The organism is Caballeronia sp. KNU42 (assembly GCF_053760385.1).
Window position 1 is genome coordinate 3365837 of the sequence record NZ_CM132388.1, and the last position, 23705, is coordinate 3389541.

19 protein-coding genes are annotated in these 23705 nt (G+C 60.2%); 18 read left to right on the plus strand and 1 reads right to left on the minus strand.

All coding sequences use genetic code 11. The annotated features are described in order from the left end of the window. The first annotated feature begins 145 nt into the window (after positions 1-145). The 12 genes from ACSOSP_RS15225 to aspS all read left to right on the plus strand — a co-directional run bounded on the left by ACSOSP_RS15225 (position 146) and on the right by aspS (position 15018). Positions 146-1117: a serine hydrolase domain-containing protein gene (locus ACSOSP_RS15225; protein WP_455307933.1), complete on the plus strand. Its 972-nt coding sequence runs from the start codon at positions 146-148 to the stop codon at positions 1115-1117. A 510-nt stretch (positions 1118-1627) separates the two neighbouring features. After that, a complete protein-coding gene (locus tag ACSOSP_RS15230) occupies positions 1628-5719 on the plus strand; it encodes a DUF3683 domain-containing protein (protein WP_455307935.1) in 4092 nt (1363 codons plus the stop codon). Between the two features lie 35 nt (positions 5720-5754). Further along, positions 5755-6183, plus strand: a complete 429-nt coding sequence (locus ACSOSP_RS15235) for an HIT family protein (RefSeq protein ID WP_455310984.1) — start codon at positions 5755-5757, stop codon at positions 6181-6183. Between the two features lie 47 nt (positions 6184-6230). Further along, entirely contained in the window at positions 6231-6641 is a 411-nt protein-coding gene (locus ACSOSP_RS15240) for a gamma-butyrobetaine hydroxylase-like domain-containing protein (RefSeq protein WP_455307937.1), read from the plus strand. Positions 6642-6739: 98 nt separating this feature from the next. Next, on the plus strand, positions 6740-7471 hold the full coding sequence (gene ubiE, locus ACSOSP_RS15245) for a bifunctional demethylmenaquinone methyltransferase/2-methoxy-6-polyprenyl-1,4-benzoquinol methylase UbiE (RefSeq protein WP_031357560.1): 732 nt from the start codon (positions 6740-6742) through the stop codon (positions 7469-7471). A gap of 25 nt (positions 7472-7496) precedes the next feature. After that, positions 7497-8504 carry a Tim44 domain-containing protein gene (locus ACSOSP_RS15250; protein WP_455307939.1) on the plus strand — a complete coding sequence of 336 codons (1008 nt, stop codon included), beginning with the start codon at positions 7497-7499 and terminating at the stop codon, positions 8502-8504. Positions 8505-8672: 168 nt separating this feature from the next. Then, entirely contained in the window at positions 8673-9374 is a 702-nt protein-coding gene (locus tag ACSOSP_RS15255) for a ubiquinone biosynthesis accessory factor UbiJ (RefSeq protein ID WP_455307941.1), read from the plus strand. An 11-nt stretch (positions 9375-9385) separates the two neighbouring features. Continuing rightward, on the plus strand, positions 9386-10963 hold the full coding sequence (gene ubiB / locus ACSOSP_RS15260; protein ID WP_455307943.1) for a ubiquinone biosynthesis regulatory protein kinase UbiB: 1578 nt from the start codon (positions 9386-9388) through the stop codon (positions 10961-10963). Positions 10964-10970: 7 nt separating this feature from the next. Continuing rightward, complete coding sequence (locus tag ACSOSP_RS15265) at positions 10971-11630, plus strand: methyltransferase (protein WP_455307945.1); 660 nt, start codon at positions 10971-10973, stop codon at positions 11628-11630. Positions 11631-11865: 235 nt separating this feature from the next. Continuing rightward, the gene (locus tag ACSOSP_RS15270) at positions 11866-12285 is read left to right on the plus strand and encodes an FmdB family zinc ribbon protein (protein WP_455307947.1); all 420 of its coding nucleotides are present in this window, start codon (positions 11866-11868) and stop codon (positions 12283-12285) included. Between the two features lie 196 nt (positions 12286-12481). Continuing rightward, positions 12482-13138, plus strand: a complete 657-nt coding sequence (locus ACSOSP_RS15275; RefSeq protein WP_031357554.1) for a DUF502 domain-containing protein — start codon at positions 12482-12484, stop codon at positions 13136-13138. Positions 13139-13215: 77 nt separating this feature from the next. Next, positions 13216-15018 carry an aspartate--tRNA ligase gene (gene aspS, locus ACSOSP_RS15280; RefSeq protein WP_455307950.1) on the plus strand — a complete coding sequence of 601 codons (1803 nt, stop codon included), beginning with the start codon at positions 13216-13218 and terminating at the stop codon, positions 15016-15018. 56 nt (positions 15019-15074) lie between these two features. Here aspS and ACSOSP_RS15285 read toward each other — a convergent pair whose 3' ends face one another. Next, a complete protein-coding gene (locus ACSOSP_RS15285; protein WP_455307952.1) occupies positions 15075-15245 on the minus strand; it encodes a hypothetical protein in 171 nt (56 codons plus the stop codon). Positions 15246-15522: 277 nt separating this feature from the next. Between ACSOSP_RS15285 and nudB the strand changes: the two genes are divergently transcribed. The 6 genes from nudB (at position 15523) to ACSOSP_RS15315 (ending at position 23695) form a co-directional block, all read left to right on the plus strand. Beyond that, positions 15523-15999 (plus strand): dihydroneopterin triphosphate diphosphatase, encoded by a 477-nt coding sequence (nudB, locus tag ACSOSP_RS15290; protein ID WP_455307954.1) that lies wholly within the window; start codon positions 15523-15525, stop codon positions 15997-15999. Further along, the gene (gene clsB, locus ACSOSP_RS15295) at positions 15996-17276 is read left to right on the plus strand and encodes a cardiolipin synthase ClsB (RefSeq protein WP_455307956.1); all 1281 of its coding nucleotides are present in this window, start codon (positions 15996-15998) and stop codon (positions 17274-17276) included. Before nudB ends, clsB begins: the two co-directional genes overlap by 4 nt. Positions 17277-17480: 204 nt before the next feature. Next, a complete protein-coding gene (locus ACSOSP_RS15300; protein WP_455307958.1) occupies positions 17481-18080 on the plus strand; it encodes a TetR/AcrR family transcriptional regulator in 600 nt (199 codons plus the stop codon). Between the two features lie 87 nt (positions 18081-18167). Then, positions 18168-19955 carry an acyl-CoA dehydrogenase C-terminal domain-containing protein gene (locus ACSOSP_RS15305; protein WP_455307960.1) on the plus strand — a complete coding sequence of 596 codons (1788 nt, stop codon included), beginning with the start codon at positions 18168-18170 and terminating at the stop codon, positions 19953-19955. A 76-nt stretch (positions 19956-20031) separates the two neighbouring features. Beyond that, a complete protein-coding gene (locus ACSOSP_RS15310) occupies positions 20032-22467 on the plus strand; it encodes a 3-hydroxyacyl-CoA dehydrogenase/enoyl-CoA hydratase family protein (RefSeq protein WP_455307962.1) in 2436 nt (811 codons plus the stop codon). Between the two features lie 28 nt (positions 22468-22495). Then, a complete protein-coding gene (locus tag ACSOSP_RS15315; protein ID WP_455307964.1) occupies positions 22496-23695 on the plus strand; it encodes an acetyl-CoA C-acyltransferase in 1200 nt (399 codons plus the stop codon). Positions 23696-23705: the final 10 nt, after the last annotated feature.

A 23705-nucleotide genomic window follows, 5' to 3' on the forward strand; every position in this document is an offset into this window, starting at 1 on the left:
TTCCATCTCCAGCCTGATTTGAATGACTCAATGCATCGAGGCGGGGACGGCATGCAGTGAGCCAAATCATGCCTGCCCTATGTGTTCGTGTGGCTTCGACTGTTCACGCTGGGTTATTTATATGCATAAGCATGCGGATTGGCCGTTGGACAAGCCTGAAAAGCACAGTCTCGACCCTCGTGTACTGGCCTGCGTACTGGAGGAGGGCGCGCAAGAGCCCGGCCTTCGCAGCCTGTTGGTGGTTCGCAATGGGTTCCTGGTCGGCGAGCGTTACTACGGCGGCGCGTCGGCGGACGACCTTCAACCCCTCAATTCAATTACCAAGAGCGTGACCTCTGTCCTAGTTGGGCAGGCACTGCAACGTGGCGTTATTCGGGGAGGTTTATCGGCGACGGTTCGCGAACTATTGCCGGGGCCGGTTGCCATGGCGCCCGATTCGCCCGCAGCCAATGTGACGGTCAAACAGATCCTTTCGGGAAGAACGGGGCTGAGCTACGACTGGCAAATGCAGTATGACGAACTCATTAGCACGCCCGATCTGGTCTCCATGGCCCTCGCGCTCCCGGCTGATCCCGCGGGTCCGCACACCTGGACCTACAACGATCCCGCTGTGGCCCTGATTTCGTCGATTCTCGCAACGGCACAGGGGGCCGACCTTGCGGACATCGCTCATCGCGACCTTTTCACGCCGCTCGACATCAAGTGCTATGAATGGGAACGCGACAACGCCGGCCGGTCGCTGAGCTACGCCGGCTTGGCACTGCGCCCGCGCGACCTGATGAAGGTGATATGGACCATGGCTGAACACGGCAAATGGCAAGGCCATGCGGTGATCCCCGCGGATTGGGTGGGCGACAGCACGAGATCCCGTGGTGCCGCAAGCTGGCACGTCACGCCCGTCACCCAGATTGGCTACGGTTATTTGTGGTTCACCGGCTTTCTTTACGGCCATGCGGTTGTGTTGGGATGGGGCTATGGCGGGCAGTTTGCGCTCTGGGTACCGGCATTACGCATGGCGGTGGCGAGCGCAGCCGTATCGCCGCCGGCAGAACAATTGGCCGCCCAAACTGATGCAATCATGGCGCGTATTGCCCGGCTGGTACGGGCTGCAACGTAGATTGGCGATTGCGCGGCATGGGCGACATAAGCAATGCCCTCCCACACCCGCCCAGCGGGAGCCGATCATTGGCTCCCGGTGAAACCCTGGCGCGCGAAAAAATGGTCAAGAATCTGTCCAAAACCGGCACGCACAAAGCCCTTCAACCTGCTACCGGCTGCGAACGGCAAACATTCCGATGAGTTAGAATTCCTTTTTCGATACAGGATCGGAAGATGCAACGGCAGTCCCGGACCGGCTTTTCGACGCATGTTCCCCGCGGCGCTCTACGCGAGTGCTGCGCGCTCTGCTGCGCTATCCACGCGGCTTCGGAACGGCATGCGCGCCATCAGCGATCGTGGCGCTGATTCCGGTACCGCGAAGGTTTTGCATCGCTCGCCAACCCCTGCCGGCGGGCACCTTCACAAAAAAGTAGCACTCGAAAATCTGCGCCTCCCCGCGCTTTGCCGGCTATCGCGCTGCTCGTGATTTCATTTTCAGCGCAAGCGCCGGCTCACCGAACTGTCGAATATGAACGCACCCCAAGCCTTCGATCCGAACGGCGCCGCGCATGCCGTGGCCCTGGATACCGAGCCGCGCCTGCGCGAAATTCCCTATAACTACACGTCGTTTTCCGATCGCGAAATCGTCATTCGCCTGCTGGGCGAGGAAGCCTGGGCCGCGTTGGCCATCCTGCGCAGCGAACGCCGCACGGGCCGCTCGGCACGCATGTTGTACGAAGTCCTCGGCGATATCTGGGTCGTGCGCCGCAATCCGTACCTGCAGGACGATTTGCTCGATAACCCGAAACGCCGCGCCTTGCTGATCGAAGCGTTGAATCACCGTCTGGGCGATATCGAAAAGCGTCGCAAAGCGGATTTGTCGCAGCATCAGGACGATGCCGGACGCGACCGCGCAGCGCGCGTGGAAATACTGATCAGCGCCGCCTGTCGCGCGGTCGAAGATTTCAAGAAAGAGTTCGAGCAAACCTACGATCTGCGCAAGAAAGCATCGAAGGTGTTCAGCAAGGTCACCGAGAAAGACAACATCAAGTTCGACGGTCTGTCGCGGGTTTCCCACGTGACGGACGCAACCGACTGGCGCGTCGAATACCCGTTCGTCGTGCTGACGCCGGATACCGAGGCGGAAATCGCCGGCTTGATCAAGGCGTGCTTCGAACTCGGTTTGACTGTGATTCCGCGCGGAGGCGGCACGGGTTATACGGGCGGCGCGATTCCCTTGACGCCGTTCGCGGCCGTCATCAATACGGAAAAGCTCGAACAACTTGGACCCGTCGAAATGACGGATCTGCCGGGCGTCGATCACAAAGTCGCGACCATTTTCTCGGGCGCGGGCGTGGTCACTCGCCGTGTGACCGAAGCCGCCGAACACGCCGGTTTCGTGTTCGCCGTCGATCCGACATCGCTCGATGCATCGTGTGTAGGCGGCAATGTCGCGATGAACGCCGGCGGCAAAAAGGCCGTGCTATGGGGCACGGCGCTCGACAATCTGGCCTGGTGGCGCATGGTCGATCCGCAAGGCGACTGGCTCGAAGTCACGCGCCTGGATCACAACTGCGGCAAGATTCACGACATTCCCGTGGCGCGTTTCCGGCTCGACTGGTTCGATGGATCACGTGCACCGGGCGAGAAATTGCTGCGCACCGAATCGCTCGATATTTCCGGCAGCAAGTTCCGCAAGGAAGGGCTCGGCAAGGACGTGACGGATAAATTCCTGTCGGGCCTGCCGGGCGTGCAGAAGGAAGGTTGCGACGGCCTGATTACATCGGCGCGCTGGATCCTGCACAAGATGCCCGCGCATACGCGCACCGTCTGCCTCGAATTCTTCGGCCAGGCGCGCGACGCGATTCCGAGCATCGTGGAGATCAAAGACTATCTGTTCGAGACATCGAAGCAGGGCGGCGCGATTCTCGCCGGCCTCGAGCATCTGGACGAACGTTATCTGCGCGCGGTCGGTTACGCGACCAAGAGCAAGCGCAACGCGTTTCCGAAGATGGTGCTGATTGGCGATATCGTCGGAAACGATCCGGATGCCGTGGCTCAGGCTACGTCCGAAGTCGTGCGCATGGCGAACGGCAAGAGCGGCGAAGGGTTTGTCGCTGTGAACGCCGAAGCGCGCAAACGCTTCTGGCTGGATCGCTCACGCACGGCCGCTATCGCCAAGCATACGAACGCGTTCAAGATCAATGAAGACGTCGTGATCCCGCTGAACCGCATGGGCGAGTACACGGACGGGATCGAGCGGATCAACATCGAGTTGTCGATCAAGAACAAGCTGCAACTCGTCGATGCCCTCGAAACGTTCTTCAAGACGGGCAAGCTGCCGCTCGGAAAGAGCGACGACGCGAACGAGATCCCGAGCGCCGAGCTGCTCGAAGACCGCGTGCAGCAAGCGCTCGATCTGTTGAAGCGCGTGCGTGAACGCTGGACGTTCGTCGGCGAAAAACTGGATCTGCCGTTGCGCGAAGCGCAGCACTATATGGTTCAGCTCGGCTATGAAGGGCTGGCCGAGAAGCTGGCGGATCGCGTGGACTCGCAGCCGGGTGTGCGCGTATTCGACGTCGCCCAGGACCGCACGATTCGCGTGTCCTGGAAGCAGGAAATCCGCGCTGAATTGCGCCATATCTTCAATGGCGGCGAGTTCAAGCCGATCCTCGAAGAAGCGCAGAACATCCACAAGACGGTGCTGCGTGGCCGCGTTTTCGTCGCGCTGCACATGCACGCGGGCGACGGCAACGTCCACACCAACATCCCCGTCAACTCCGATAACTACGAGATGCTGCAGGACGCGCACGTCGCGGTCGCACGGATCATGAAGCTGGCGCGCGACCTTGATGGCGTGATCTCGGGCGAACATGGCATCGGCATCACGAAGCTGGAATTCCTGACGGAAGACGAGATCGCCGAGTTCCGAGAGTACAAACAACGCGTCGATCCGCAAGGCCGTTTCAACGCTGGCAAGCTGCTGGCGGGCGCCGATTTGCGCAATGCCTACACGCCGAGCTTTGGCTTGATGGGCTATGAATCGCTGATCATGCAGCAGTCGGATATTGGCGCGATCGCGGATTCGATCAAGGACTGCCTGCGTTGCGGCAAGTGCAAGCCGGTCTGCGCGACCCACGTGCCGCGCGCCAACCTGCTCTACAGCCCGCGCAACAAGATCCTTGCGACCTCGCTGCTGGTCGAAGCGTTCTTGTATGAAGAGCAGACGCGCCGAGGGGTATCCATCAAGCATTGGGACGAATTCAATGACGTCGCCGATCACTGCACCGTCTGCCACAAGTGCGTGACGCCGTGCCCGGTGAAGATCGATTTCGGCGATGTCACCATGAACATGCGCAACCTGCTGCGCAAGATGGGCAAGAAGAAGTTCAACGCCGGCAACGCGGCCGGCATGTTCTTCCTGAACGCCACCAATCCGCAGACCATCAACCTCGCCCGCACGGCGATGATGGGCGTCGGCTACAAGGCGCAGCGCCTCGGCAACGAAGTGCTGAAGAAGTTTGCGAAGAAGCAGACGGCGAAACCACCGGCAACGGTCGGCAAGCCGGCGGTGACGCAGCAGGTCATCCACTTCATGAACAAGAAGATGCCTGGCAACTTGCCGAAGAAGACTGCGCGGGCGTTGCTGGATATCGAAGACAACAAGATTGTCCCGATTATCCGCAACCCGAAGACCACGACATCGGATACGGAAGCGGTCTTCTACTTCCCGGGTTGCGGCTCGGAGCGCTTGTTCTCGCAAGTCGGCCTCGCCACGCAAGCCATGTTGTGGGAAGCCGGCGTGCAGACGGTGTTGCCTCCGGGCTACCTGTGCTGCGGATATCCGCAACGCGGCGCGGGACAATTCGATAAAGCCGAGAAGATCGTCACGGATAACCGTGTGTTGTTCCACCGCGTGGCCAATACGCTGAACTATCTCGATATCAAGACGGTAGTGGTGTCCTGCGGGACTTGCTACGACCAACTGGCCGGGTATGAATTCGAGAAGATCTTCCCGGGCTGCCGGATTATCGATATCCACGAATTCCTGCTGGAAAAGAACATCAGGCTGGAAGGCGTGACGGGCACGCGCTACATGTATCACGACCCCTGCCACTCGCCGATCAAGACGATGGACCCGGTCAAGCTCGTGAACGAACTCATGGGTTCGGCACACGATGGCTACAAGATCGAGAAGAATGACCGATGCTGTGGCGAATCGGGCACGCTCGCAGTCACGCGGCCGGACATTTCGACGCAAGTGCGCTTTCGCAAGGAAGAGGAAATCCGCAAGGGCGCAGCCAAGCTCCGCGACATTCCGCTGCTGGCTGAAACGGGCGCGAACGGCGTCAATCTGGCGAACGCGTCGGCGGGAACGGCGGGTGCTGCGCCGGGTTCAGTGCTAAAAGCAGGCGATGGCGCTCAATCCGCCGGAACCGACGTCAAGATCCTCACGAGCTGCCCGTCCTGCTTGCAAGGTTTGTCGCGCTATAACGAGGACGCGAACATGGAGGCGGATTACATCGTCGTGGAAATTGCCCGCAAGGTACTCGGCGCGAGCTGGATGGAAGACTACGTGGCGCGCGCTAACGATGGCGGTATCGAGCGCGTGCTGGTGTAATAGCGGAATCGGGGTTGTTTCGCTAGAGGAAAATGATGGACTGTGTCTTTTGCCGTGAAGACGGCGGCGAGGTCTTGTGGTCGGACGACGCGGTGCGCGTCGTCCTCGCCGATGAGCCCGAGTGGCCGGGTTTTTGCCGCGTGATCTGGCATGCGCACGTGGCGGAGATGTCCGATCTCGACAACGCCGCCCGCCTCAAGGTGATGACGGCGGTGAACGGCGTGGAACGCGCAATCCGGCGAGTGATCGCGCCGGCGAAGATCAATCTGGCGAGCCTCGGCAACCAGGTTCCGCACGTTCATTGGCACGTCATTCCGCGCCACTCCAACGATTCCCGTTTCCCGCTTCCCATTTGGGCGCCGCGCCAGCGCACGGTGTCCCAGGCGCTGCTGTCGAATCGCCGGGCGCAGGCCACGCTGCTGCGCGAAGCAGTGCGCGCCGAGATGGCGCTGGCGTTCGGCTGACCCTTCGTCCCGGGCTAACTGACCACCTGATTCAATAAAGGCTCACCATGAGCGGACTCACCAAACAAACGCCGATTCCGACGGGAATTGTCGTGCATTCGAAAACGCGCGCCCTCGAACTGCAGTATGCGAACGATCAGACGTATCGGATCCCGTTCGAGCTATTGCGCGTATATTCGCCCTCGGCGGAGGTGCAGGGTCACGGCCCGGGACAGGAAACGTTGCAAACGGGCAAGCGCGACGTGCTGATCCAGGCGATTGAGCCGGTCGGCCACTACGCGTTGCAGCTCGTTTTCTCCGATGGCCACAATACCGGTCTCTATTCCTGGGACATTCTCCACGACCTTGCGGTCCGCCAGGATGAACTCTGGGCAGACTATCTCGCCAAACTGGAAGCGGCAGGCATCGACCGCGATGCGCCAATGACGCCAAAAGCGTCCGGCGGCCACCGCCATTAACTGTTTTTCACCTTGCAGCGGCAATTTGCCGCTGCAACCGGCCGAAAGCCCATATCAAGGCGCGGCCAAACAACACGAACAAATTAAGGACGAACGCGATGAGCAAGACCCACTTCGGTTTTGAAACGGTCGACGAACAGGAAAAAGCGAAGAAGGTGGCGGGCGTTTTCGATTCGGTCGCAAGCAATTACGACTTGATGAACGACCTGATGTCGGGCGGGCTGCATCGCGCGTGGAAGTTCTTCGCAATCGGCCAGGCGAAGGTTCGCCCAGGCTACAAAGTCCTCGACCTGGCAGGCGGGACGGGCGATCTGGCGAAAGCGTTCGCGAAACAGGCGGGTGAAAAAGGCGAGGTCTGGCACACGGATATCAATGAATCGATGCTGCGCGTCGGGCGCGATCGCCTGATCGACCGGGGTGTGATCACCCCCACCCTGATCTGCGACGCGGAGAAAATTCCGTTCCCGGACAATTATTTCGATATCATTACAGTTGCCTTTGGACTTCGTAATATGACGCACAAAGATGGTGCGTTAGCGGAAATGTACCGGGTATTGAAGCCGGGTGGCCGCGTCCTGGTCCTGGAGTTTTCGAAAGTATGGGAGCCGTTAAAGAAAGCGTACGATCTCTACAGTTTCAAGTTTTTGCCGTGGCTTGGCGACAAATTCGCGAAAGATGCAGATAGCTATCGGTATCTCGCGGAGTCGATCCGGATGCATCCGGATCAGGAAACCTTAAAAATAATGATGGAACGCGCGGGATTGGATCGAGTCGAATATTACAATTTGTCAGGTGGCGTGGTAGCGTTACACGTCGGGACCAAATTTTAGTGTTCCACTTTTAGAAGGATTCGAAATGTCCGATTCGCGCTTACCCCAAACTCGGGGTTTCCTGAAGTCATTTTTCAGGAAAGCCGGGGTTGTTGCGCTGGCTGGCGTAATCATGGCCGGTGCTTTGATCGCTGAAGATGCAGAGGCGCGGCGCATGGGTGGCGGCCGCAGCATGGGCCGTCAATCAACGTCCGCAGCCCAGCAAAATCAAGCCACGCCGCCCTCGCAGTCCATGCAGCCGAGCCAGGCCGGCAATGCCCAGCGTGCCGCACCGGCAGCGGCACCTGCCGCCGCGGCCGCGCAGCCGGCGCGTAACCGCTGGATGGGTCCGCTCGCCGGTCTCGCCGCAGGTCTTGGCATCGCCGCGCTGCTGTCGCACTTCGGCCTTGGCGGCGCGTTCGCCGGTGCAATGGCGAACATGATCATGATCGCGTTGATCGTCATGGCCGCTGTGATGCTGTTCCGCTTCATCATGAACCGCAGGAAAAACGCCAATACGCCGGCGTATGCGGCCGGCGGCGCGGGTTCGCCGTTCGGCGGGTCGGCACGTACCGGATATGAACCCGGTTACGCGCCGTCGCCAGCATCGGGTGGTTATGGTCCGTCCGCTGCTGCGCTGGGCAGTGCGAACACGGTCGAGGCCGCACCTCACGTCGACGTGCCCGCGGGCTTCGACAGCGAAGCGTTCGTGCGTAACGCGAAGGTTTATTTCGTGCGCTTGCAGGATGCATGGGACCGCGGCAACTCCAACGACATCCGCGAATTCACCACGCCGGAAATGTTCGCGGAAGTGAAGCTGGACATCGATGCACGCGGTACGCAGCCGAACCGCACCGACGTCGTGCAACTTAACGCCGACATCCTGGGCGTTGAGGAGCGCGGCACGGAAAGCCTTGCAAGCGTGCGTTTCCACGGCCTGATTCGCGAAACGGAAGGTGCGGCTGCCGAGCCGTTCATCGAGATCTGGAACCTGTCGAAACAGAAATACGGCAATGAAGGCTGGTTGCTGGCCGGGATTCAGCAGGTCAGCTAATTGGTCGCATGGCGGGCTGAAAGGCCGGTCATCCGGGCGTTGGAGGGTAGGCCTTAGGGCTAACGCGATGTTCGCGGTACCGGGGGCCAAACGATAACGCCGGTTGCAAAGGTAGAATAGAAACCCGCGCGAGTGACCGCTTGCGCGGGTTTTTTCATCTCAGAGCCGATGACGCACGCAGACGAATTTGCCCCCCCAGCAGTACCTTCTGCCACTCAGGCCGCAGCCAGAACCGCATCGAAAGCGTTCGCGGCTGCTGTGAACCACGTGCTCGCGCGCGAATCCTGGGCGCGCGAGCGTCTCACGCCCTACGCCGGCAAGACCGCGCGGCTGGCGCTCTCACCGTTTTCGCTGTTGCTGATGGTCCAGCCGGACGGGCTGATTGCCGCTGTCGACGAAACCGAAGCGCGCACTTTCGACGTGACCCTTACCATCCCCGCCGACGCCGTTCCCGCGTTCCTGCAAGGGGGACAGGCCGCTGTTATGAAACACGTCCGCATAGAAGGCGATGCGGAGTTCGCGACCACGATCGCGAAGCTGGCCGAACATCTGCGCTGGGAGCCCGAAGAAGATCTGGCCCGCGTGATTGGCGACGGCCCGGCTCATCGGATAGGCTCGACTGTTCGCAAGGCGGGTGAACAGGCGCGCCGCTCGGGACGGAACCTGCTTGAATCGGTAGCCGAATACCTGCTCGACGAACAACCTCAACTCGTGCGCCGCAGCGCCCTCGACACGTTCAATGACGAACTGTCGGTAGCCCGGGATGCGCTCGCGCGCGTCGAAAAGCGCATCGAGCGACTCGAACAAAAAGCCGAAGCCCGAGGCGCGTCAGCGTCCGGCGCCGCGTCAGCGCGCGGCACGAGCAAGTAATGGGCTGAACCATGCGTCTTCTGCGTTTCCTCAAGATCTTTTTTACCGTAGTGAGATTCGGGCTCGACGAACTGGTGATGAGCGGCATCCAGGACCGGCGTGTCCGCCTGCTCATGCGCGTCACCACGTTCGGCCGCAAGTTCGACGTCCCACGCGGGGTGCGGTTGCGCCTCGCGCTCGAAAGCCTCGGGCCAATTTTCGTCAAGTTCGGGCAGGTGCTGTCAACGCGGCGCGATTTGCTCCCCGTCGATATAGCGAACGAACTCGCCAAGCTGCAGGATCAAGTGCCGCCGTTCGATTCGGACGTCGCTATCGCCATCGTGGAGAAGTCGCTGGGTTCACCCATCGACGTTTTGTTCGACGACTTCGAGCGTGTGCCGGTGGCGAGCGCATCAATCGCGCAGGTGCACTTCGCCAAGATCAAGACCGGCGGCCATGCTGGCAAAGCGGTGGCGGTGAAGGTGTTGCGGCCAAACATGCTGCCAGTGATCGACTCGGATCTCGCGTTGCTGCGCGACATTGCATACTGGACCGAGCGGTTGTGGGCGGACGGCAAGCGGCTGAAGCCGCGCGAAGTGGTCGCCGAGTTCGATAAATATCTTCACGACGAACTCGACCTGATGCGCGAGGCTGCGAACGGCAGCCAGTTGCGGCGCAATTTCGCAGGCCTCGATTTGCTGATGGTGCCCGAGATGTATTGGGACTATTCAGCGCCCTCGGTGCTGGTGATGGAGCGCATGGTCGGCGTGCCGATCAGCCAGGTGGAAGTGCTGCGAGCGGCCGGCGTGGATATCCCGAAACTGGCGCAGGAAGGCGTCGAGATATTCTTCACGCAGGTATTTCGCGACGGGTTTTTCCACGCCGACATGCATCCCGGCAACATCCAGGTGAGTCTCGCGGAAGAGACGTTCGGGCGCTATATCGCGCTGGACTTCGGGATTGTCGGCGCGTTGTCCGACTTCGATAAAAACTATCTGGCACAGAATTTCCTGGCGTTCTTCAAGCGCGACTATCACCGTGTAGCCACGCTGCATCTGGAGTCGGGCTGGGTGCCGCCGAGCACGCGTGTCGAAGAGCTGGAAAGCGCTATCCGCGCCGTCTGTGAACCGTACTTCGACCGGGCGTTGAAGGATATCTCGCTGGGTCAGGTGCTGATGCGGCTCTTTTCCACTTCGCGCCGCTTCAACGTCGAGATTCAGCCGCAGCTCGTCCTCCTGCAGAAAACGATGCTGAACGTGGAAGGACTCGGCCGCTCGCTCGATCCTGAACTCGATCTGTGGAAGACCGCCAAGCCGTATCTCGAACGCTGGATGAACGAGCAGGTCGGCTGGCGGGGCTGGTACGAAAGGCTGAAACTGGAAGCGCCGCAATGGAGCAAGACGTTGCCGCAACTGCCGCGGCTGATCCATCAGGTGCTGGCCGACCGTCATGATCAACCGGGCGGTGGCAATGATGAACTGATGCGCATGATCCTGCTCGAGCAGAAACGCACGAATCGCTTGTTGCAAGCGTTGCTGATATTCGGGCTGGCGGTGGGCGCGGGCGCGGTGATTGCCCAGTTCTGGCAAGTGTTGGCATACGGAGGTTGAGGGCGCCATGATCGACACTCGCAAACCCGCTGTGCCTTCTGTGCCTCCCAGCTTCGACACGCGTGACCCGAATTCCCCCGAGTTCTGGAATGAGCGCTTCGACCAGCGCTTTACACCTTGGGATCAGGCAGGCGTGCCGGAAGCGTTCAAGGCGTTTGCCCTCAAGCACCGGAACGCCTCGGCGAACGTCCTGATCCCCGGCTGCGGCAGCGCGTACGAAGCGCTATGGCTTGCCGAGGAAAACTGGACGGTCAGGGCTATCGATTTCTCGCCAAGCGCTGTTGCAGCGGCGCGTGAACAATTGGGCGAACGCGCCGGCGTGGTTGAACAAGCCGATTTCTTTGCATACAAGCCGCCGTTTGAAGCGAGCTGGATTTATGAGCGCGCGTTCCTGTGCGCATTGCCGCGCGACCGATGGCAGGACTACGCCGTTCGCATGGCCGAATTGCTGCGGCCCGGCGCGTTGCTGGCGGGTTTCTATTTCCTCGGCGAGACGCCCAAGGGGCCGCCGTTTGGCATTGAGCGAGGCGCGCTCGATGCGTTGCTCACGCCCTATTTCGAACTCGTGGAAGAGCATGAGGTAACCGGATCCATTGACGTCTTCGCCGGACGCGAACGCTGGCTTACCTGGCGTCGGCGCGCACCGGAAGCTAACCCCGCTGCCTGAATCCACCGTATCCAGGGCGTCGCCTGCGGCGGCTGACAACCGTCTGATATACCCCGTACTTGCATCGATCGGCGGCAGTTGCATACCTTGGGTTTCGGCAAAAGAAACCTGCGCAAACCTGCCGCATCCCCTTGAAACCTAAGCCTGCAGGCCCAAAATTAGGGGTTGGCCGATGGTTTGCGGCTATAATTCAAGGCTTTGCAAGCGCCGAAACGTTAATCGTAGGAAGAGTGACATGCCGATCTACGCGTACCGCTGCGAGTCCTGCGGCTTCGAAAAAGACGCGCTCCAGAAAATGAGCGATGCACCGCTCACCCAGTGCCCGCAGTGCGGGAAGGAAACATTCGCCAAGCAGGTTACCGCGGCCGGCTTCCAGTTGAAGGGTTCCGGGTGGTACGTAACCGACTTCCGCGGTGGCAACAACGGCGCCTCTGCTGCCAAGAAAGACGAGGGTGGCAAGAAGGAAGAGGGCGCCAAAGCCGAAACGAAAAGCGACGGCGGATCGGATTCGAGTAATTCGAGTAAAGAGTCGGGCAAGGATTCGGGCAATCAATCGTCGAAGACCGATTCGGCCACTGCAAGCGCGCCAGCGGCAGGTAGCACGACGTCGGCTGCGGCGTCATCGAGCAAACCGGCGTCACCTGCATCGAATTGACGCTCGTCGCTTGTGCGTCATGCGAAGCTGGAAGCAATCTTGTCCGACCCATGCCGCAAGCACGCTCAGTTGCACGACCTGCTCGATCTGTCCGATCGCACGCAAGAAGATGACCGCCCGAAGCCATGAATGTGTGCCGGGCGGCGAACCAGCCAAACCGTGAAAGCCCAAGCGGGGCGGCCTTCCGGCTGTGTAAATGACGACCAAAAAGACTACGTTGAAATCCGTGTTCGCAACCGGCCTGCTGGTGCTGGTTCCGCTCGCCATCACGCTGTGGGTGATCGGGCTCGTGATCGGGACCATGGATCAGACGCTCCTGCTGCTGCCGGAATCCTGGCAACCCGAGCGGGTCTTCGGCTTCCATCTGCCGGGCCTCGGCGCTGTGCTGACGCTCGCCTTCATTTTTGTCGTGGGCTTGCTCACGCAGAACTTCGTCGGCCAGAAACTGGTCGAGTGGTGGAATGTGATCGTGCGTCACATTCCCGTGGTCGGACCGCTGTATACCAGCGTTAAACAAGTGTCGGACACGTTGCTCTCCAGCAGCGGCAACGCGTTCCGCAAGGCACTGCTGATCCGTTACCCGCATTCGGGGTCCTACACCATCGGTTTCCTGACGGGCATTCCCGGCGGCGACGTAGTCAATCACCTGACTGAAGAACATGTGAGCGTCTATGTGCCGACCACGCCGAATCCCACCTCGGGATTCTTCCTGATGGTGCCGAAAAGCGAAGTCATCGAGCTCGACATGTCCGTCGATGCTGCGTTGAAGTACATCGTATCGATGGGAGTAGTCGCGCCGTCCATGCCGCAAGCGCAGGCCGCGCCGCGCCGCCCCGTCGATCCGCCGCTGTAATGCCGGCGCGCCGCGAACAACGCTTTGGGCTTGTGCGCGCGCACCGTTGATCAATGAATAACGAAAGACACAACATCATGTCGATGAGATCTGAATACTGCGGTCTGGTGACCGAAGCTCTGCTGGGCCAAAGCGTTTCGCTGTGCGGCTGGGTACATCGCCGGCGCGACCATGGCGGCGTTATTTTTATCGATTTGCGCGACCGCGAGGGCCTCGTGCAGGTCGTATGCGATCCGGATCGCGCTGAAATGTTCAAGATCGCCGAAGGCGTGCGCGGCGAGTTTTGCGTACAGGTGAAGGGCCTGGTGCGTGGTCGCCCGGAAGGCACGGCGAACGCCGGGCTGACGAGCGGCAAGATTGAAGTGCTGTGCCATGAGATCAATGTGCTGAACCCGTCGGTGACGCCGCCGTTCCAGCTCGACGACGACAACCTCTCCGAAACCACGCGCCTCACGCATCGCGTGCTCGACCTGCGCCGTCCGCAGATGCAGCAGAACCTGCGGTTGCGTTACCGCGTGGCTATCGAAGTGCGCAAGTACCTGGACGCGCAGGGTTTTATCGATATTGAAACGCCGATGCTCACCAAGAGCACGCCGGAAGGTGCGCGCGATTACCTGGTGCCGTCGCGCACGAACCCGGGTCAGTTCTTCGCGCTGCCGCAGTCGCCGCAATTGTTCAAACAATTGCTGATGGTGGCGAACTTTGATCGCTACTACCAGATCGTGAAATGTTTCCGCGACGAAGACCTGCGCGCCGATCGTCAGCCGGAATTCACGCAGATCGACTGTGAAACGTCGTTTTTGACGGAACAGGAAATCCGCGATCTGTTCGAAGCGATGATTCGTCACGTCTTCAAGGAGACCATCAGCGTCTCGCTGGACGAGAAATTCCCGGTCATGCTGTATTCGGAAGCCATGCGCCGTTTCGGCTCGGACAAGCCGGATTTGCGCGTGAAGCTGGAATTCACGGACCTGACGGACGCGGTTCGCGACGTCGATTTCAAGGTCTTCAGCACGCCGGCCAATTCGAAGGACGGCCGCGTGGCGGCGATCCGCGTGCCGCGTGGCGGCGAGATGTCGCGTAGCGAGATCGACAGCTACACGGAATTCGTGCGCATCTACGGCGCGAAGGGCCTGGCCTGGATCAAGGTGAATGACATCGCGAAGGGCCGCGACGGCTTGCAAAGCCCGATCGTGAAGAACCTGCACGATGCATCGATCACCGCGATCATCGAGCGCACCGGCGCGCAGAACGGCGACATCATTTTCTTCGCGGCGGATCGTTCGAAAGTGGTGAACGACAGCCTGGGCGCGTTGCGTCTGAAGATCGGTCATTCGGAATTCGGCCGCGCGAATGGCTTGTTCGAAGCGGGCTGGAAGCCGCTGTGGGTGACTGACTTCCCCATGTTCGAATTCGATGAGGAAGACAACCGCTACGTGGCCGCGCATCACCCGTTCACGAGCCCGAAGGACGAGCATCTGGAATATCTGGAAACCGACCCGGGCCGCTGCCTCGCGAAGGCATACGACATGGTGCTGAACGGCTGGGAAATCGGTGGCGGATCGGTGCGGATTTATCAGGAAGAAGTGCAGAGCAAGGTGTTCCGCGCGCTCAAGATCGGCGCTGAGGAAGCGCGTATCAAGTTCGGCTTCCTGCTCGACGCACTGCAGTACGGCGCGCCGCCGCACGGTGGCATTGCGTTTGGGCTGGACCGGATCGTCACAATGATGGCGGGCGCCGATTCCATCCGCGACGTGATCGCGTTCCCGAAGACGCAGCGCGCGACGGATTTGCTGACGCAAGCGCCGAGCGAAGTGGACGAAAAGCAGTTGAAAGAACTGCATATTCGTTTGCGTGCGCCGGAACCGAAGCCGCAGTAAGCGTAACCAGTAACAACGTGTGAAACGAAAAAGGCGCCGCAGGCGCCTTTTTCGTTTTATGGGGTATCTGAGATGAACGCTTCGGTTTGAGCGCTGATCTCCTCGGCCGAAACACCCGCTACCGACAGAACGTCCGTCTCGACTTTGCGCACCGGTACCTCAGCTTCGCGCTGAACAACTAACCTGGTGACTCCTTCCATCAATTCCGCGAATAGATTGCGTTTCATTTCTCGTCCCTCAGTTCGGCTGGGAGTACCGAATAAAGCTCAAAACGATAACGCCGCGGCCTCGAAAAGCGGGCTTCGCGACAATTTTTGACGGAAGCAGCAATTTATCTAAAACGGCATCGAACCGATGGGCCGGTAGCGTCCTGATCAAGGCCACGCCCTCCGACCCGTGACCCATTTGCAACATCCGAAACGAAACCGCCGCCGAGTGCGCCTTTCGCCGTTTTTAGGTTACATTCTTCGGCCAGCCTCTTCGAAAGGCCGCAACGTTTCCACCATGTCCAAACCGCCGAAAATTCCCGAGTCTGTCCTGGTTGTCATCCATACGCCTGAAATGGAGGTGCTTGTCATCGAGCGCTTCGACCGGCCGGGTTTCTGGCAATCCGTGACGGGCTCGAAAGATCACATCGATGAACCGCTGGCCCTGACGGCGGCGCGCGAAGTTGCCGAGGAAACCGGCATCGTGGTCGGCAGTCCAGGCGTACCGGAACGCTCGCTGCTCGACTGGCATCACCAGATTGAATACGACATCTATCCCGAATGGCGGCATCGCTATGCAGAAGGCATCGTGCGCAACGTCGAGCATCAGTTCAGCCTGCTCGTTCCGCATTGCGCGGAGGTGAAGCTCGCGCCTCGCGAGCACACCGCGTTTCTCTGGCTGCCGCTCCGTGAGGCGGCGGCAAAGTGTTTTTCATCGTCGAATCGTGAGGCGATCCTGCAATTGCCCGAGCGTCTCGCGGAGCACAACCGGTGATCGGTTTCGGCACGCCCAAACGGCGGTTCGCCCGACTCAAGCTAGCCCTGTTTGCCGGACGTCGCCCGGTACGGCTGTGCTTCACCATCAACAACACGGTGCAGCTGTTCAAATCCGGCGTGGAATATTTCCCGGCGCTGATTGAACGCATCGACGCGGCGAAGCACGACGTCTCGCTCGAGACCTACATCTTCTGCGACGATGCCGCCGGCCGCGCCCTTTCCACCGCGCTGATGAACGCGGCCCGGCGCGGCGTGCACGTACGCGTGATCACGGACGGCATAGGCACCGCAAAACTGCCCCTCTTCGATGAATGGGCTCAGGCGAACGTCGAACATCGCGTGTACAACCCGCATCTGTTCGGACAGCTTGGATTTTCGCGGACGCATCGTAAGCTGGTGGTCATCGATCACCACATTGCGTTCTGCGGGGGCATCAATATTGTCGATGACTTCGAGCAGAACGGCGTCCATCTCGATCACCCGCGCTGGGACTTTGCGCTGGAAGCGCAAGGGCCGGTGGTCAAGGACGTGCGCGAAGCCTTCGATCTCCAGTGGCAACGGATTCGCCTCGGCGTGAAGCCGTTGCCGCCGCGGCCACAGGATCAGCAACCTGCGCCGGGTGCATCGGTGAGAACGAACCGGCGCGCATTGCGGGCACGCCTGCGAGCGCGGCGGGGCCTGATCCACGCTGTCGATCAGCCGTGCGTGGCGTTTGTCGCCCGTGACAACCTGCTTAACCGGCGAGCAATCGAGAAGGCGTATCTCGCCGCGATTTCGCACGCAGAAGAAGAGGTGATGCTGGCGAATCCGTATTTCATGCCGGGGCGCAAGCTGCGCCGCGCGCTGGCGCGCGCAGCGCAGCGTGGCGTGCGCGTCACACTGGTGATCGGGAGAAAGGAGTTTGTCGCGCTCGATTACGCCACGCCGTTCCTGTATCACAATCTTCTGAAGTACGGCGTGCGGATTGCGGAATACGAGAAAACCATCCTGCACGGCAAGGTGGCCGTGGTGGACGAGAATTGGGCTACGGTTGGATCGTCGAATCTGGACGCATTGAGCCTCGTGCTGAACAATGAGGCGAACATGGTGCTGGTGAATCACGAAAACGAGATCGTGAAGCTGCGGGACGCAATCCTGGCCGCCTTCCACGACGGCCGCCCGATTACCATCGAGCAATACGCGGCGCGTCCCGTTGGTGAGCGTCTGCTTAACTGGCTCGCGTACAACGCGTATCGCACGATGATGAAAATGCTCACCATCGGTCGCTACGATTGAGGTGGTGAAAACGCCGCGCGGTCAAACCCGGGCAGGCCCGACTGGCTGTCCGCCCACAAACCGGGACAAACTAGGACTCGGCCGATGGCTGTGGCCAGAAGTTAGACCCGGTTTTCTAAAAAAAAGCTTGTTTCATGAACGGCTAGCTATAACAATAGTACGGCCGTTCGATTTTATTTCGATTCAATGAAAACGGTAAAGATCATGCGAAAAGGCGAACAGACACGCGTCGCGATCCTCGATGCTGCGCTGGACCTGGCAAGCCGCGACGGACTTGAGGGTTTGACGATCGGCTTGCTGGCCGAACGAATGCAAATGAGCAAGAGCGGTGTGTTTGCGCATTTCGGCTCGCGCGAGGATCTGCAAGTGGAGGTGGTGAAGGAATACCACCGTCGCTTTGAAGATGAAGTGTTCTATCCGAGCCTGCGCGAAGCGCGCGGGTTGCCGCGCTTGCGCGCAATGCTGGCGCGCTGGATGGAAAAGCGCATCGAGGAAGTGACAACGGGCTGTATCTACATCAGCGGCGCGGTGGAGTACGACGATCGCGCCGACAGTGCGGTCCGCGAGCAACTTGTACATAGCGTGACCACCTGGCGAGCGGCGCTCACGCGTGCGATCAAACAGGCGCAAGACGAAGGGCATTTGCGGGCAGACACAGATCCCGCATTGATGCTGTTTGAACTCTACAGCTTCACGCTCGGCCTGCATCATGACGCGCGTTTCCTGCACTTGCCGGAGGCGGTGCAACTGACACGGGACGCGCTGGAAAAAACGATTGTTTCGTATCAAAGCAACGGCCAATAGGCGTCGGGCGGATCAGCGGAAGGCATGCTGTAAAGCAGATTCGGCGGCGACCAAGGCCCAAGCTTCCTGGACACTTGGAGAAGAAAAATGGGACAGTACACAGCGCCGCTGCGTGACATGCAATTTGTCTTGCACGAATTGCTCAATGTGGAAGCCGAGGTCAAGAACATGCCGAAGCATGCCGACCTCGACGCCGATACCATCAATCAGGTTCTCGAAGAAGCCGGCAAGTTTTGCGCCGAGGTGCTTTTTCCGCTGAACCAGATTGGCGACAGCGAAGGCTGCACGTATGAAGGCGATGGCGTCGTGCGCACGCCGGCAGGATTCAAGGAAGCCTACAAGCAATACGTGGAAGCGGGCTGGCCGGCATTGGGTTGCGATCCGGAATACGGCGGTCAGGGCTTGCCCGCGTTCGTGAACAACGCACTGTTCGAAATGCTGAATTCGGCGAACCAGGCCTGGACGATGTACCCCGGCTTGTCGCATGGCGCGTACGAATGCGTTCACGCGCATGGCGCGCCCGAGTTGCAGAAGACGTACTTGCCTAAACTCGTGGACGGCACCTGGACCGGCACCATGTGCCTGACCGAGCCGCATTGCGGCACGGACCTGGGAATGCTGCGCACGAAGGCCGAACCGAACAGCGATGGTTCGTACGCCATCAGCGGCACGAAGATCTTCATCTCCAGCGGCGAACATGACATGGCCGAGAACATCGTCCATCTCGTGTTGGCTCGTCTGCCAGGTGCGCCGATCGGCACGAAGGGCATCTCGCTCTTCATCGTGCCGAAGTTCATTCCGACTGACGCAGGCGCTCCTGGTGAACGCAATGGCGTGAAGTGCGGTTCCATCGAACACAAGATGGGCATTCACGGTAACTCCACGTGCGTGATCAATCTGGACTCGGCACAGGGCTGGCTTGTCGGTGAGCCGAACAAGGGCTTGAACGCCATGTTCGTGATGATGAACGCAGCGCGTCTGGGCGTTGGCATGCAAGGGCTGGGACTGACGGAAATCGCGTATCAGAACTCGCTCGTGTACGCGAAGGAACGCCTGCAAATGCGTTCGCTGACCGGGCCGAAAGCGCCGGAGAAAGCGGCTGATCCGATCATCGTGCATCCGGATGTTCGCCGCATGTTGCTCACGCAAAAGGCCTACGCGGAAGCGGGCCGCGCGTTCACGTACTGGGCTGCGCTGAACATCGATAAAGAACTGTCCCACGCCGATGAAGCCGCGCGCAAAGACGCCGCCGATCTCGTCGCGCTGCTCACACCGGTGATCAAGGCGTTCCTGACGGACAACGCGTTCGAAGGCACCAACATGGGTATGCAGATCTACGGCGGCCATGGTTTCATCGCCGAGTGGGGCATGGAGCAATACGTGCGCGATGCCCGCATCAACATGATCTATGAAGGCACGAATTCGATTCAGGCTCTGGACCTGCTCGGCCGCAAGATTCTCGGCGACATGGGCGCGAAGCTGAAGAAGTTCGGCAAGCTCGTGACCGACTTCGTGGAAGAAGAAGGCGTGAAGCCGGAGATGCAGGAGTTCGTCAACCCGCTCGCCGACATTGGCGACAAGGTGCAGAAGCTGACCATGGAAATCGGCATGAAGGCGATGCAGAATCCGGACGAAGTCGGCGCCGCTGCCGTGCCTTATATGCGTACTGTCGGGCATCTGGTGTTCTCGTACTTCTGGGCGCGCATGGCACGTATCGCGCTGGACAAGGAAGCCGCAGGCGATCCGTTCTACAAAGCGAAGCTCGCCACCGCGCGGTTCTACTTCGCCAAATTGCTGGCTGAAACGGCATCGACGATTCGCGCCGCGCGCGCCGGATCGAAGACACTGATGGACTACGACGAAGCCTTGTTCTAGGCCTCCTTTGCACTGCGCTACGTCTTTGAAAGACGTAGCGCATCGTCTTTTCGAATACCTCTCCCGGAGACACAACGTGAGCAATCTGAACATACGCAAGGTGGCCGTACTTGGCGCCGGCGTGATGGGCGCGCAGATCGCTGCGCACCTGATCAACGCCCAGGTGCCAGTCCTGCTGTTCGACCTGCCGGCTAAAGAAGGTCCGAAGAACGGCATCGCGTTGAAAGCGATCGAGAATTTGAAGAAGCTGTCGCCCGCGCCGTTCGGCGTGAAGGACGACGCGCAATACATCCAGCCCGCGAATTACGACGACGACATCGAGAAGCTAAAGGAATGCGATCTCGTGATCGAAGCGATTGCCGAGCGCATGGACTGGAAGCACGATCTTTATAAGAAGGTGTCGCCGTATATCGGTGAGAAGGCGATTTTCGCGACGAATACGTCGGGACTGTCGATCACGGAGTTGTCGAAGGGTTTTTCGGACGAACTCAAAGCGCGTTTCTGCGGCGTGCACTTTTTCAATCCGCCGCGCTACATGCATCTGGTCGAACTGATCCCGACCGATACCACGCAACCCCAAATCCTCGACCAGCTCGAAACGTTCCTGACGAGCGTGGTGGGCAAGGGCGTCGTGCGGGCAAAGGACACGCCGAATTTCATCGCGAATCGTGTGGGCGTGTTTTCGATTCTCGCGGTGATTGCCGAAGCCGAGAAGTTCGGACTGCGTTTCGATGAAGTCGATGACCTCACCGGCGCACGTCTGGGCCGCGCGAAATCAGCGACGTTCCGCACGGCCGATGTTGTCGGTCTCGACACCATGGCGCACGTCATCAAGACGATGCAGGACAACCTGCCTGACGATCCTTTCTTCGCGCTGTACGAAACGCCGGCTGTGCTCGCCGGCCTGGTGAAGAACGGTGCGTTGGGACAAAAGTCGGGCGCCGGCTTCTACAAGAAAGAAGGCAAGGCAATCAAGGTGCTGGACCCGAAGACGGGAACGTACGTCGATGGCGGCGGCAAGGCGGATGAACTCGTCGGCCGCATCCTGAAGCGTCCGCCGGCAGAACGCCTGAAGCTGCTGCGCGAATCGCAGCACCCGCAAGCGCAATTCCTGTGGTCGATTTTCCGCGATGTGTTCCATTACATCGGCGTGCATCTTGAGTCCGTTGCGGACAATGCGCGCGATATCGATCTCGCCATCCGTTGGGGTTTCGGCTGGAACGAAGGCCCGTTCGAAGGCTGGCAAGCGGCTGGCTGGACGCAAGTGGCGCAGTGGGTGAAGGAAGATATCGATGCAGGCAAGGCGTTGTCGAACGCGCCGCTGCCTTCGTGGGTCTTCGACGGTCCCGTGGCCGAGAAAGGCGGCGTGCATACGGCTGAAGGATCGTGGTCGGCTGCAGCGGCGAAGTTCAGCCCGCGTTCATCGCTCGACGTCTACAAGAAGCAGGTTTTCCGCGCACCGCTGATCGGTGAGGCGGGTGTCGATCCGAAAACTTACGGCAAGACGCTGTTCGAAACCGATGCCGTGCGCGCCTGGGTCGATGACCGCGCGGGCGAAGACGATGTCGTGATCGTGTCGTTCAAAAGCAAGATGAACACGATTGGACCGTCGGTGATCGAAGGCCTGACAAAAGCGATCGAACTCGCCGAAGCCGATTACAAGGGCGTCGTGATCTGGCAAACGTCCGCATTGAAACTCGGCAATCCGGGCGGCGCGTTCTCGGCCGGCGCGAACCTTGAAGAGGCGATGCCCGCGTTCATGATGGGCGGTGCTAAGGGTATCGAACCGTTCGTGAAGGGCTTCCAGCAAGGCATGTTGCGCGTGAAGTATGCAAGCGTACCGGTCGTTGCTGCTGTGTCCGGCATTGCGCTCGGCGGCGGTTGCGAACTCGCGCTGCATTCGGCCAAGCGTGTTGCCCATATCGAAAGCTATATGGGGCTGGTGGAAGTCGGCGTGGGTCTCGTGCCTGCGGGCGGTGGCTTGAAGGAAGCGGCGTTGCGCGCAGCGTCAGCGGCCAGCGCCGTGAACGCCAGCAGCGATCTGTTGAAATTCGTGCAGAAGTCGTTTGAAAACGCCGCGATGGCAAAGGTGTCCGCATCGGCGTTGGAAGCACGTTCGATGGGATATCTCAAACCGTCCGACACGATCGTTTTCAACGTGCACGAATTGCTCGATATCGCGAAGAAGGAAGCGCGGGCTCTCTCGGCGGCGGGTTATCGCCCACCGTTGCGTGCGACGCAAATTCCCGTTGCCGGACGCTCGGCGATCTCGACGATCAAGGCGTCGCTCGTGAATATGCGCGACGGCCGTTTCATCAGCGACCACGATTTCCTGATTGCGGGCCGTATCGCGGAAGCGGTGTGCGGCGGCGATGTGGAAGCAGGCAGTCTCGTCGATGAAGAATGGCTGCTGGCGCTCGAGCGTCGCGCGTTTGTTGATCTTCTCGGCACTGCAAAGACGCAGGAACGGATCATGGGCATGTTGCAGACCGGCAAGCCGGTTCGTAACTAAGGCGCGTACGGGACACAGGAGCTGCAAAATGAGCAAACAAGTGCAGGACGCATATATTGTCGCCGCGAGCCGGACGCCTATCGGCAAGGCGCCGCGTGGCATCTTCAAGAACACACGCCCGGATGAGCTGCTGGTTCACGCGATCCGTTCAGCGGTCGCGCAAGTGCCGGGTCTGGATACGAAGCTGATCGAAGACGCGATCATCGGTTGCGCGATTCCCGAAGGCGAGCAAGGCTTGAACGTGGCGCGTATCGGCGCGCTGCTGGCCGGCTTGCCGAACACCGTTGGTGGCGTGACCGTGAACCGGTTTTGCGCCTCGGGCGTGACTGCGTTGGCGATGGCTGCAGACCGGATTCGCGTCGGTGAATCGGATGTGATGATCGCAGGCGGATGCGAATCGATGAGCATGGTGCCCATGATGGGCAACAAGCCGTCGTTGTCGCCGCATATCTTCGATCGTGACGAGAACATCGGCATTGCTTACGGCATGGGCTTGACGGCCGAACGCGTGGCCGAGCGCTGGAAGATCAGCCGCGAAGCGCAGGACGCGTTCTCGGTGGAATCGCATCGACGCGCGTTGGAAGCGCAACGCACCGGCGAGTTCAACGATGAAATCGCCGCTTTCACGCTGAACGAACGTTTCCCGGATCTGGCTTCGGGTGAGATTCGCGTGAACTCACGCGAGATCGGCAACGACGAAGGCCCGCGCGAGGGCACGACCATGGAAGGGCTCGCAAAGTTGCGTCCCGTCTTCGCTGCAAAGGGTTCGGTCACGGCGGGCAACAGCTCGCAGACATCGGACGGCGCGGGCGCGTTGATCGTCGTCAGCGAGAAGATCCTCAAGCAATTCAACCTGACGCCGCTCGCGCGTTTCGTGAGCTTCGCAGTGCGTGGCGTGCCGCCGGAAATCATGGGTATCGGGCCGAAGGAAGCGATTCCCGCAGCGTTGAAAGCGGCGGGTTTGACCCAGGACGATATCGACTGGATCGAACTGAACGAAGCGTTCGCGGCGCAATCGCTGGCGGTGATCCAGGATCTGGGACTCGATCCGTCGAAGATCAATCCGCTTGGCGGCGCGATTGCGTTGGGTCATCCGCTTGGCGCAACCGGCGCCATTCGTGCCGCTACGGTCGTGCACGGTTTGCGTCGACGCAACCTGAAGTACGGCATGGTGACCATGTGCGTGGGAACAGGCATGGGCGCGGCGGGCATTATCGAACGGATGTGAACGCGACTCG